We start from the raw sequence: 13,330 nt of genomic DNA, 5'->3' as shown, positions 1-13,330 counted from the left end.
ATGAGTACTAGAGAAAAAGAGTTGGAAGATGTCCTCTTGGAAGAAGAGACAACAAATGAGCACGAAATAGTTCTTTTTAACGACGATGTGAATACCTTTGACCACGTGATAACCACCTTGATCAATGTATGTGAGCACACTCCCGAACAGGCGGAACAATGCTCGCTGATTGTGCATTATAAAGGAAAATGCACAGTAAAAACAGGTGAATATTCTTTTCTTGAACCCAAATGCAGTAAATTGCTTCAGGCCGGGTTGAGTGCGGAAATCGTTTAGCTTAGCATATCCCACACATTTTATTAGAGAAAACCAACATCCTAACAGCAAAGTTTATGAATTTTTTATCCTGACCTAACTCTACTGATTCCCCATTTCTTTACATTTAGCCTAACGACCAAAACCAACCATAAACCGCCCATTTTTAAAAATGAGTGAATTCTTTAAGGCTGAATTGAAAGACCGTTTTTTGGAATATGCTCTCGAGCGGAGCGACTACTTTCAAATATATACCCTGTACGACGAATTTTTGAGGCCCAATTACAGTTTGGAATATGTCCAGAAACTGGTACGGGAAATCCTAGCTTATGACTCCACTCTTTTAGATGTTATGGGAGGTAACGGATTGGATATATTTATGTTGGCATCCACTTCGAGCACAGAGGACTTTTTAGAGGAGGGCGGATTTATGAATCTTTATGTAAAAGAAGAGGAAAAGTGGGATACCTTCCTTGGACAACTGTCGGGAATGCCAAAACTGACAAAGGAGGAGAAAAAGCAAATCAAAAAAGCTACACCCGACTTAAAACGTGAAAAACTGATGCTTATGGGATTGATTTCGGCGGTTGCAGTCAGTTTTTTGTTTACCCTCATCAGTATTTTTAATGAAACACTTTTAAAACCTGAGTATGTTCCCGCAGATGAATTTGAACGCAGAATGGAGCAATTGCGTGAACAGTATATATTGGAGAACCAAAAACTTCAACTCGATTTGAAAGAAGCCCAACACGTGTTGGATTCATTACAGAAATAGATTATTTAAAACAGTAATTGTATTTTTAAAGAGCAACTCAAAACAGTATAACATGAAACCATTTCTTTACACCATTATTTTAACAATCCTGACCGTTTTTTCGGGACCTATGCTCGTTGCACAGGAAAAGTTTGATGCAGAAATTGTATCGGACCTACAAAAATCAAAGCAATTTGCTTTTGGTGTCAGTGAAGAGCGGCATTTTAGAGGGGTGTTGCATTTGTATGATAAACTTTTGGCAAGCGGTGTGGAGATTACCGATTATGAAATTGTTGCAAAGGGTAAATTCGTGAAGAACTTGGTGAAAGGTTCTGAGTTGGAAGACTTGTACCAAAAGTATAAGGGAAAAGTTCGAGTGAGTGTATGCAGCGTGGCCATGAAAAAATTGGGGGTTTCTGAAGACCAATTAATTTCGGGCATGGAACCTGTTGCCACATGGACTGTACGGGTACTTCAGTTACAGGCGAAGGGCTATAATGTCCTAACGTACTAATTGTTGTAGTGGAAAATATGGATAACAAAAAACGCCGAAGCAAAGCCTCGGCGTTTTTTTATTTGTCTGTGACCGCGGCAGGGTTAATTATATTTTTTAATATATTGATAATCAGTTATTTTAAATATTTATTGGGTAGTTATTGGGACGTTTTTTCTCCAATTTTATTTAATGTTTCAATAGTATCCATAGGAACAAAAGGATAGCACTTAACTATTATTTGGGTTACCGCTTTTTGAATCTCTCCTTCATTCTTAAATTTATCAAGAGCTGAGAACACTTTTTTTAGTTTGTCCACTATTTCATGTCCTTTCATTTCTAGATACCATTCTGGGATTTCAATTTCCTTCCCATTAAAATATTTAATTGTCTTTTTGGGACTTTCATATTTGTAAGCAGGAAATTCATTTTCAAATTCATTGAAAAAAACCATGATGAAATGTTGTAATCTTTCAATTGGTTCTTTTCCAATTGAATATTCATTGTAGATTTCTGGGATACCAATTTTAGATTTTATCCCGTTTGCATTGCCCAGTTCATTCAATAGGCAAATAATGTAAAGAGGATCCATAATATAATTTTCAATACTGTAGCGTTTGTCTAGGCCATGAACAACAGTAAAGTTCTTTTCTACGTTTTTTAAATCCCAATCGGCGATTCCGTAACATGTTTTATTTCCTGAATCTCTTAAATCCTTTACAATCTTGTATACCTGTTCACAGTTACCCTTACCAGAGGAGTTCGATATAAAATATAATTTATGGTTTAGGTCTTGATGTTGTTGGTAAGCAGTATATATGTTGCTATAATAATATGTGTCGGTTGGACTTTCTACAAATACTTGTCTATGGCTTTCGTAATCGATACTTAGGGTAGGGATTAAACCGGTTAAAGATTTTAATGCCTCGTCTTTTGTGATTTTCTTTAAAGAACTTTGTGGACCGTTTGTTAATTTATAAATGCTGTTTTCAGATGCAAGAGCAACTGTTGTCGGTGAATGCGTTGTTAAAATAACTTTGATTTCGAATTTCTCAGAAAATGTTTTTTCAAGAACATCCAAAAGAAGTTTTGACATTTCTGGATGCAAATGAGCATCAGGTTCATCTAAAATTAATAGTTCTGGAAATTTTAAGTTCTCTGAATAATACTCAGATGAAAATAACTTTACGATAAGGCCTATAATTATTTTTTCTCCAGAAGATAGGTCGATGAATGCTATGTTGTCCCCAGAAGATATTTTTGTGAGTTTTATTTCAATCTCATACTGAGGATCAAAATTGCTAGTGCTTATTGGATTGATGTTAAAATCAATTCTATTTTCATCAAATATTTGATTGATTAATTTCCAAGGAGGTGGGTATTTGTCAATGAAGTCAGTATCCGAAATTGAATCATTCTTTTCACCATATCTTTCTTTTCGGAAAAATGCTATTTCGTTTTTATATCTTCTCTTGGCATAATGGAAGAATATCAACTCAATTTTAGATAAAAACAAATCATTGCTGTCAAGTAGATTTTCATCAACGGTGGTGTTCAAAAAATCATTGAATTCTAATTCATTTTCTGGTTTACCAGTTTCCTCAGAAATTTTTCTGGAAATATCGATAACACGCTGATCTATTGATAAAATGTCGTAAACAAGAATGTTGCCAATGGAAATTGAATTGAATTTAAAAGCGCCTTTATGTGTCGGATTTTTTTCTCGTGAGTGCCCTACAAGTAATTCCATAAAATAGGAATTTTTCCTCAGCTCTAAATAGTCAATTTGAGAGGTACCTATTTTTTGATATAATCCGTTGTCTTTTAAAAAATGATATAACTTTTTAGCATGTGGCTTAATCGCTTGGTATTCTTTGTATTTAGTGTGGATAAATTTTTTCCAAATTTCATAACTCATTTTTGGTGAATCAGTTGTAGACACACCTTCAGTTTGAATTGTATTAATTTCTGGAAGAAAAGTGATATTGATATTTACGACCTCTTTATCTTGATTAAACTTTTTGCTTATAAGGTTAAGCAATTGTGTCTTTCCAGATCCATTTTTCCCCGTGATTACTGCCAATGGGTTTAATTCATCACTTTCAAATGGCTCAAGTGATTTATACTTGTTTTTAAGGGTGAGCTTCATTAAATGTGTTTTGATAACGTTATAACCAAATGGGGGAGGCTTAAAGATAGAAAAACCTGTCAGAAAAGATTAATAATTTAAATATTGGCTGGGTCCTAGTGGGTCATTAGTGGGACAAAATTGCATTTTTGAAAAGTTAAATAACTGATATTCAGATATTTGAAAATTCAATTTTAAGGTAGTGCGACTCTTAAAAATTTCAAAATAAAAGCCTAAGTATCAAATACTTAGGCTTAAAAATGGTGTTCAAACTTGTGACCGCGGCAGGATTCAAACCTGATTGCGAAGTCCTTATATTTAAAGGATTTTAAGACCTTACAAAATCTGTTGACCGAATTACTGTCTTTTAATTTGGTCGTAATTCTCGATGATTCAACTTTCGATATAAAGATAATAATTTTAAATCTTTGAAATTACTTCAAACGAGGATTAGTCCATTTTTAAATAATTAGAATCCTGATGAGTCATTAGTCAGTTTTGAAGCCCCAAATCTTTCCTTCAACTTTTGCACTTGGTCCCTATCTGTTTTTTGTGGTGTTTGGGAAGATATGTTTAATCAACGACTTCTAATCAAAAAAAACACTGAAATTATTGATAGCTTAGCGCACCAAAGAAAGGTATTTGGGTTTTCACGCTCGCGTGAAAAAACGAATAGCAAGAGGGTGATGCGCAAATTGCGCCATCACGGTTGTATTTGGGTTTTCACGCTCGCGTGAAAACACGAAGAGCACGAGGGTGATGCGCAAAGTGCGCCATCACGGTTGTATTTGGGTTTTCACGCTCGCGTGAAAACACGAAGAGCACGAGGGTGATGCGCAAATTGCGCCATCACGGTTGTTTTTGGGTTTTCAACATTTTGAAAACCAGTCAATTGAGATTATTTTGGAATTCTATGCAAAATCAGGGGCTACAGTAGACTTTTCCGAAATCTACAGTAAAACCTTTGGGAAGCCCTATAAACACTGAAAATTTTTGACGAAAAAATTGACGCAATTTGACGAAAAAGCAAAATTGGGCCTATGGAAAAGCAATCTAAAGCTTAAAATAACGGAGGGGAGATTGGAACTATACAAAATTGAGGCCAACAGACCATTGGATTACCTCAAATGATGAGAAAAGAATATTGGATTAATAGTAAAAATTGCCTTGCCCAGTAGTATTAGTTAAGGGTAAGATCTGGGGCTTGCAGCACTCCACTTCGTTTCGTTCGCTTCTATATCGATTTCTATTTCAAGGCCGGGTTTTTTAAGGTACCGTTTTATTGAACTTACAGGTTATGGTTTTTGGATGTGCACGAGCGAGTACCATGGAACAAAGTTTGGACCTTCAATTAGATGCACTGCTCAAAGAAGGGGATTGCAATTCAACCTCGCATTTTCAATTTCAGCATAAATTAATTAGTTGGCTCTAATACCAATGTAACTTTATTGAAGTCTGCCGCGCTATTAATCACTTTTCTATACTCTTCAAATATGGATGGCGGGACAATATTGGTCTTGTAATACTCATCCGCTTTTACGGTTATGGTATTACCATCAACTTTGTAGGATGAAATGAAGGAAAAAAGGTTTTCTCCATTTTCTTCATAGACATTTTCCATGACCAATTCATCCAAATTGGCCACCTTATATCCTTTAGGAACAATTACCTTTATTGTACGGATATAGCTTCTGGTATGTTCGTTTTCCAAGGGCAGTTTTCGTTCTTTTTCTTGATACATTTCAATTTGCGAACCAATCAGCTCACCTATCTTGAACAGATACTTTCTCCCAGCTTTTTCGACAAATGCGTTTGATTTGGCCTCTATTACAAAATGGATGGGATCTACACCGAAAAGATTAGGGTCTTCGTTCACTATGGTTGACTTTTCCACCGTTACGTTCTCATTCATGAATTTAGCTAAACTTTCGATGATATTAGTTCTATCATCCCCTTTAACCATGTGCATATATGGGTGTATTGGAAGGGCATAATAACCAGTAAAAGAACGATCTAGTCTAATTGAATTAAATGTTGGATCATGAGCGTCAAACTGAACGTCAAGAACCATTTCATCAATGGTTTTATCTGCGCTCAATGGGTCTATATACTTTATTTTGCCAACTCCCGACTTAAAGCTTCCAACACTAACCTCCTTTACAAATAGGCCATAATTGTCTGTTAACCATGCTGGCGGATACCCATATCTTGAGTTCGTTTCCGTAGCCGACAAATATGTTTTGAACTTTGGAAAATAAATAAGGTAGTCATTTAAAAAATTGTGAGCCTCAAATTCCTTGTCAAATTTTAAGCTCTCCCTGTTGCTCGTGATTACGATTTCATGTTCAATCCCCAAATGGTTAAGAAGCGCAATATATAGCTTCATCATACCACTGTTATTAGCGACTTTTTTAGATAAAACCTCTTCCAAATCCTTTAGCGCATCATCCCCTCCCTTTGACAAATAGAAATCAGCTTTTATGGTATTATCTAGCCTTCTAATTTTTGCCTCTACGCTTTCATCTTCTTTTTGTATTGTCTGTGCAACAAAACTTTCAATCAATGATGTTGCCTTCTTTGTGGGCTCATTGTAATAATAATTATATATGTTTTGTGACACATCTCCGTACGAGGAAATATCACTCAGATTTTTGGCGGTGTTCCTATCCAATTTATAGACTAAATAGGCTCTTGATGCATCGTAAGGAGACTGTGCTTCGTTATCAAGACCATCTATGGACTCAATATCCAATTTCCAGTGTAATCGGTCTTTCACCAAAGTGTCCTTTGTGATCTCTGGCAAACTATTGTAGGACTTAAATGCAAATATCAAATTGGAAGGGGAGAATAAATCAAAACCTATATTTTTTTTGTCATATTCAGTCTGCAATCGAAAAGCTGTCCCTCTAAAACTTGGTTGCTTTTTTTCCACATAAAAATATTCGATAACACTCCCTTTTTCAATGCCTTCAAAAGCAAAATACTTATAATACTTACCTGTCTCTTCATCTTGAGCACTCAATATTTTTGAATCATCAAGCTCAATAATCTTTCCTCCTTTTGTTATTACTCTTGCCTTGCTTTTAAGCAACTCGGATGTATTGGAATATGGTAGATATATCTTGTTATATGCATCTATTCTTTCATTGTTATTTAGCCATAAAGCTTTATGTTCTAAATAATATTCCTCAAGTGCACTATCATCAGAATAGGCAAACTCAACAACATATTTTTCTTTTAATGCCATCATTGGTTTCTCATCCGAAGTACCTATAGAATAATCCGGATTGCTATCCCAATCATAATTGGACACATAAAGAGTATTCTGAGAATAAGTTACCAAAGCCGGTAAGAGGAGAATGATGAATATCGATAGTTTTTTATTTAAAATGCTCATTGTCAATTATATTTTCTTTAATACAACAACTTCTTTATACCCTTGCTCAATCTTCTTTATAAGGTCGTTGACCTTCTTTTGAGTATTGGTGTCAAGTATTAAGCTATTGTGGTCTATATGGTGTTTATAAATTATTTGGTTGTCTACCAATTCATATCTAATGCTGCTGCTTATGTATTCGTTTGAAATATCGATATTCTCAGGTAGATAGTCTACTTTGTATCCTTCAGGAATAAAAAAAGTGTTTTGGAAATCGAATGAATCCAAGTATTTATGTTCCAAGGGCATTTCTCTATCATCGTCTGTTTTCAATAATGCCATGCCTTTGTTAAGGTTTAGATTTATATAGATTTCATCACCTATTTTCTTGGCATAGTTGGACACGTTGAAGCCATAATCAACGATAAAATCTTTGTCATAGTCAAACCTATTTGTTTCAACGAATTCAGTTATCAAAAAACTATTGTTCCCTTTTTCAAAAAACCACTTGTAGTAGTCCCTTATTTTATCCTTTGAATCTTGTTTTTCAAGATCATAGAAAAAGTTTATTTTGGTATAGCCTGTCAATTCTGCTTTGGATGTTCCCGTTAAATCACTTCCTTTCAATTTTATAGTGGCAAAATCTTTATATACACTTTTTTGCGATTCAATAACAGGTACTTTTTTAAGCATAAATGAATCCCTTCCAATAGAAACAAGTGCTTCTTTCCCCTGAATAAATGAAGTAGGAACCTCTAAAGGGTTATATCTCCCTGTTGCATCTAAATAGTATGATTTGCCTTGGTTTTCGTAGTACAAAATCATGTGATTGTCAACGGATGGAGTAGGAACATCCGAATAACTATAAGGAATACTCCTTGTGCCTATCCAAGCTAAATTTCCTTTAATACCCGCAATCTCCAACATTTTAAATAGTAGGCTTGTATTGTCTTTGCAATCCCCATACTTTTTATTGAAAACTTCATTTGCTTCCCTTGGCACGAACCCTCCTAAAGCATATTCAAAAGCTATATACTTGATGTTTTCTTGGACCCAATAGTAGATTGCTTTGACTTTTTCCAGTTCATTCTTTTTGTTTTTGGTTAAGTCATTTACAATTTGAATCAACTCATCTGAAGTTTTTTCTTTATTGATATTTTTAGTTAAGGAGTAATACCAGCTATAAAGGTTAGAAACATCGTTCCCGACATCAATTGTTTCACCATTGTATTTATAGGAAGAAATTATAGGGATTATATGTGGCAATATGCTTTTATAAGTTGGCGAACGGCTCTCATACTTAAATTCATCCATATCCTTCAACTCCCAAGTATAGATATTACTTTTCCTAGTTTGACTCTTTGAAAACTTGATGGGAATACTATCCGTGTTGAATTCCTTAAAACGAAGGTTTATATCCTTATCAGCAATAATCGTAAACTTATTATTCTTGATAGGGTAAAAGTTCCCAAAATAGTGGGCATTCAAAAACCTTGGGTTCTTTATGGTTTGCTCATACTTTAGCTTGGTTTTGGTTCCGGTACCTAAACGAGGAAAAATAAAATTTATGGATTTTAAGTCATCGTAGAATGCATTGTCCAAATCATCCTTTTCTTTGAAATCAGAAACACTGAATTCTTGATACTGATCTCCTTCGATAGCGTAAGAAGATGCTTCTATACTCTCTAAATCATAAAAGGTCGAAAAACTCAAAGATTGTTTGGCATTATTTTTTGCCCCATCGTCCAAGTAGATGTCTTCCTCAGAAAAGTCTTGAGTTATCTTAAATTTACCATCATCAAGGCCAATCGTCAATGTCGATTCTTGGCTCAATCTTATTGAATGCGAATTTGGGTATAGTTCCTTATATCTTTTATACTCAGAAGTAATTTGAGAGTATGAACTAAACACAAAAAAGAAAGCGCATAAAACGACTAAAAATTCCCTAAAGGGTCTTAGATGATATGATACTGTCATCAAAATATAATTCTTCTTTTTGCAATTTACCATCTTCATTATATGATTTGGAAACACCTTCCTTAATGTCGTACAAGTAGTTCACTTCTTTTCTTAGATTACCGTTCGAATAATATTCTTTGGCAATTCCATCCCTTTTGCCTAACTGATAAACCTCTTCTTCTTTTACATTTCCATTTGAAAAATACTCCAATCTCTTCCCATCAAACTCTCCGTCAATGTAAAATACCTCTTCTAATAATTGGCCCGAGTAATAATATTCCTTAAACTCATTAATCAACAGTCCATTCTTGTATTCCATTTCCCTAGAAACCTTGCCATTGTCATAATAGGTGACAATTTTTGCCGTTTCATTTTCAATTGGAATCATTGGCAATTCTTTTGAATTTTCATCCAAATAACTATATCCAATCATGCGGCCATATTCATAAAACCTAACGATTTGCAGATTCCCATCTGGGCCATACGTTTCTCTTCTTCCATGGTATTCATCATTTAAATACTTGACCTTTGTATAAATATTTCCATTTTCATAATAGGAGTTGACTTCGCCTTCCCGTTTGCCTAACAAGTAATTGTATTTAAGATCGATACTTCGATCTTCATGGTAAAATACGTAATCTCCCTCCAACTCACCATTCACATAATTTGCTTCTGTTTCAACGTTGCCATTATCATGAAACCATATCCACTTACCATGCATTTCTCCATTTAAATATTCACCCGTGGTCTTTTTTCTTCCATAAAAATCAAAGAGAGTACATGGGCCGTGCTTTATACCATTTACATAAGTGAATTTAACACTCGGTTTTTTATTATAATGGTATATTATCATTTCATACTTTCCATCATATCCTTGATGATTGATTTCATAAACAATGTTACCTTGTTTATCATAAGCAATGTCTTTTACGTTCTCTCCAAAATCATATATGCTAGAGTTCTTCTTAATTCCTTCTCCAGAAAAAAACTGTTGTTCCCCGTGTAAAATTCCTTTGTGAAAAAAGTTGATTGCTGTTACCATACCAGCAGGAGAATACGTTCTCCACTCACCATGCTGTAGATTGTCCTTATACCAACCCTGCGACTTCAATTTACCATTAAGATGATACTCTGCATAATATCCATTTAATGTATCATTCGTATAGGGAGAAACAGAGAGGAGCTCTCCATTACTATAATATTTTTTATACTCACCGCTCAGCTTATTGTCTTCATAATTTCCTTCATCAGAGAGTACGCCATGAGATGTATAATATTTCCATTTACCAACTTTTCCACCTTTAATGTCATATAGCCCTTCAGAAATTATCTTCCCATATGGAGAATATCCCTTATAATAAAACTCCCCACCCTTCTTTCGATTTTCATCAATCACAGCACCTTCTTTGTCATAAAACTTATATGCTATTACTTCACCTTTTCGGTACTCAAATTGATAGTGGATTTTTCCATCTTTATCATAGTACTTGTACTCACCTGTTGTTTTCCCCTCGTCATCATAATAGAAATCACTTTCAAGTGTTCCATTACTGTAAAAGTTTTGCCAGTGACCAACATAATAACCGGTATTGGTTTGCCCCACCTCTTTGGGATTACCATTAGGATGGTAAGTTTTATAAGGTCCATTCCAATAACCACCCTTGCTATTTGCATCCATGGAAAGCTTTCCGTTAAGGTAGTAACTGTGTTCGGGGCCATTATTCTCCCCATTCATAAAGTTTATTTCAGTCTTTACCGTGCCTGTTGGGTAATATTCAAAATAAGTCCCATGGGCATTACCCTCAACATATTCTACTTTTGACTCTAATAGCTCTTCACCAACATCATAGAAAGATTGATAAGTACCAGCCAACAAATCATTCTTAAAATGCTTTTTCTGTTGTAAGGCACCCTTTTCTGTAAAATATCTGTATTCACCATCAAGCTTACCCTCTTTATAAGAAGCAATAATTTTTTTATTGCCATTCTCATAATATTGGTGGTTCAAACCATTTAAATTTCCATCAATGTAATTTCCGGTCTCGCTTTTTTGTCCATTATAATTGTACCACGTCCAATCTCCCTCTCTATTTCCTGATGAATTAAAATTGCCTGTAACTGTTATTCTGCCTTGGTCGTTATAAAAATTCCATTTCCCAGAGGGAGTATTATCTTTCATTTTGCCAATAGCTCCCAATTTTCCATTTTCATAGTAATAGGTAATAGTTTCCGTTTTTCCATACCACTCTTCGGTGTTCTTTTGGACAATATCTTCCCATTTTTGTTTGGCTATGCCATAAAATTCAGAAATCTCATCTGTCTTTTTTTCAACTATTTTTTTGAAAGATTCATTTTCGATAGAGTATGAAAGCGTATAGCTAAAAACATCGAAATGCCCATTGTTTACAATCCATTGATAAAATGGAACAAACTTTTTATCCCAAAACCCACCATTACCCGTAAAGTTCTTCAAGGATTCCAAAAGAGCATGATTCTGTCTGGTTAATGCAATATCAATTTCATTGCCAGTTTCATATTTCTCATTCATAGCCACCCTGTTGTTAAGAATCAGATCTATCTCTTCAAAGCTGTTGTCGTCAATGGAAATATTCAAATTAGGATTTCTAGAGTTTTCATTTTTGGACCTTACAACATCATTAAGGGATTTTAGAGTAGCAAATGCGTTCTCGGCATCTGGTTCAAGCAGCAAGTACATATCAAAACACATTAAAGCTTGACTCATTAACTCCTGTTTGTAACATATATTTCCTAACTGTAAATACACTTTTTTATATAACGGGTCTAGAAGGATGACCTTTTGATACATTTTGACAGCATCTTCTATCTGGCCTAAGCTTTCAAAACTCAACCCCTTATTGAACCAAAGGGTTTTGTTCATGGGAAACTTTTGGAGCCCTTCATCACACAGGGTTAAAGCCTCTTGGTATTTCTCCTTACCAAGTAATGCCACTACCTTGTTAATAATGTACGAGCTGCATAAATCTTTGCAATCCTCTTGAAGACCAAGTTCTGTCAATCGAATCACTTCATCGTAATTTTTAAGCAAAATGTTAAAATATGATTTGGTGACAATGCTGGACAAATAGGTGGAATCATTTGGATTTATTTTATCCAATAGCTCAAGGGCTTTATCATATTGCCCTTTTTGTTGCTCATTGGCAACCTGACTGATAATTGAATCAAAGTCAACAAAAGGTATTTTTTCCTGTGCAAAATTGAAATAACTAACTGATAAGGCTAAAAGTATGAGGAGAGTTTTCTTCATTTTTCAAATATAGAAAAGGAACTTAAAATTCAACAATTAATGTAAGGGGTTTCGATATTTATATTTATATATTCGATTAAATAATTGATTTTTCTTTTTCTAAAGATGCCATTATCCTTTTTATGGAAGAGCACTTCTAAAACTTGAAAGTGGCTAAAGAAGAATAACCAAAAGTTCAAATAAACGATAATGTTCCATTCATATAAATCTTCGCAGATAAATGATTAGAATAACCATTTTAATTTTACTTATCACAATGGTTGGTTGTGCTCAAAAAGCAGAAGATACCATTAGATTAATACCCGAAGGATATGAGGGTGCCGTTGTGATAATCTATAACCAAGAGGATGGTGCTCCCAAAGAATACGAAGAGAATGCGCGTGTTTACAGAATTCCAGAAACTGGAGTATTACGAACACAGTTCGAACCAAATTATGGGGTTCAAAACCATCAGTTCTTCTATGTGGGCAGTAATGGAGAAAGAAGCAAAATCCAATTTGTCATGACCAATATTGAGGGGTTCGCATCTGAAAATAAAGGAAATGATAAAATCTTTGCTTATTTGGAGCAGACAATAGGTGAAGTGGAAAAGTACAACCCTGATACAAAAGAATTAATCTACATAATTGAACCAGCAAGAACATTTTATATCGGTAGAATGAAGGATATCGACAAGGATTATCAAGAGCAGCTAAATTTTACGTTTAAACATCATAAAAATCAATAACAAAAAAGACTCTCTTTTCTTGCGAGATTATGACCATTGAAGATTTACATAAGAATAACAAGGAGTACATAAGTTCAATTAAACTATTTAATGACAGATAATTATTCCATTTTTAAAGTTTACCCTACTAAAGAATTAGCTCTAGAATTCAAAGAATTACTCGAGAAGGAAGGTATAGATTCGGTACTTGGTGATAATGTTCCACCGGTCGATATTACTTTTTCTGGAAGCACTCTGGAACATCGGTATGAAATACGAATTAAGCAATCTGATTTTCCAAGGGCCGAAAAAATTCTCGAGAATCATGCAAATGTAGCCTTACCCCTTTTAGGACATCGCTAAATTCATAAAA

Annotated in this window: 9 protein-coding genes; 5 read left to right on the top strand and 4 right to left on the bottom strand. The window is 34.5% G+C overall.

Features of this window, described 5'->3' with window-relative positions; all coding sequences use genetic code 11:
* From K1F36_RS11915 to K1F36_RS11905, 3 genes are all read left to right on the top strand, one after another.
* On the top strand, positions 1-276 hold the full coding sequence (locus K1F36_RS11915; protein ID WP_220114026.1) for an ATP-dependent Clp protease adaptor ClpS: 276 nt from the start codon (positions 1-3) through the stop codon (positions 274-276).
* Between the two features lie 151 nt (positions 277-427).
* Positions 428-1,030, top strand: coding sequence for a hypothetical protein (locus tag K1F36_RS11910; RefSeq protein WP_220114025.1), 603 nt, complete (start codon positions 428-430; stop codon positions 1,028-1,030).
* A 52-nt stretch (positions 1,031-1,082) separates the two neighbouring features.
* Positions 1,083-1,523 carry a DsrE family protein gene (locus K1F36_RS11905; RefSeq protein WP_220114024.1) on the top strand — a complete coding sequence of 147 codons (441 nt, stop codon included), beginning with the start codon at positions 1,083-1,085 and terminating at the stop codon, positions 1,521-1,523.
* Positions 1,524-1,662: 139 nt separating this feature from the next.
* Here K1F36_RS11905 and K1F36_RS11900 read toward each other — a convergent pair whose 3' ends face one another.
* The 4 genes from K1F36_RS11900 to K1F36_RS11885 all read right to left on the bottom strand — a co-directional run bounded on the left by K1F36_RS11900 (position 1,663) and on the right by K1F36_RS11885 (position 12,251).
* Positions 1,663-3,651 (bottom strand): ATP-binding protein, encoded by a 1,989-nt coding sequence (locus tag K1F36_RS11900; protein WP_220114023.1) that lies wholly within the window; start codon positions 3,649-3,651, stop codon positions 1,663-1,665.
* A gap of 1,393 nt (positions 3,652-5,044) precedes the next feature.
* Entirely contained in the window at positions 5,045-7,027 is a 1,983-nt protein-coding gene (locus K1F36_RS11895; RefSeq protein ID WP_258539049.1) for a DUF3857 domain-containing protein, read from the bottom strand.
* Positions 7,028-7,033: 6 nt separating this feature from the next.
* Positions 7,034-8,839, bottom strand: a complete 1,806-nt coding sequence (locus tag K1F36_RS11890; protein ID WP_258539047.1) for a DUF3857 domain-containing protein — start codon at positions 8,837-8,839, stop codon at positions 7,034-7,036.
* Between the two features lie 112 nt (positions 8,840-8,951).
* Positions 8,952-12,251 carry a toxin-antitoxin system YwqK family antitoxin gene (locus K1F36_RS11885; protein WP_220114021.1) on the bottom strand — a complete coding sequence of 1,100 codons (3,300 nt, stop codon included), beginning with the start codon at positions 12,249-12,251 and terminating at the stop codon, positions 8,952-8,954.
* 220 nt (positions 12,252-12,471) lie between these two features.
* Here K1F36_RS11885 and K1F36_RS11880 point away from each other — a divergent pair, with 220 nt between their 5' ends.
* A complete protein-coding gene (locus tag K1F36_RS11880) occupies positions 12,472-12,978 on the top strand; it encodes a DUF6843 domain-containing protein (RefSeq protein WP_220114020.1) in 507 nt (168 codons plus the stop codon).
* 90 nt (positions 12,979-13,068) lie between these two features.
* Positions 13,069-13,320, top strand: coding sequence for a hypothetical protein (locus K1F36_RS11875; protein WP_220114019.1), 252 nt, complete (start codon positions 13,069-13,071; stop codon positions 13,318-13,320).
* Positions 13,321-13,330 lie beyond the last annotated feature (10 nt).

The organism is Flagellimonas abyssi (genome assembly GCF_019457905.1).
Lineage (GTDB): Bacteria > Bacteroidota > Bacteroidia > Flavobacteriales > Flavobacteriaceae > Flagellimonas > Flagellimonas abyssi.
Note: the sequence above shows the minus strand (reverse complement) of the source record. Positions and strands in the feature narration are given on the sequence as shown.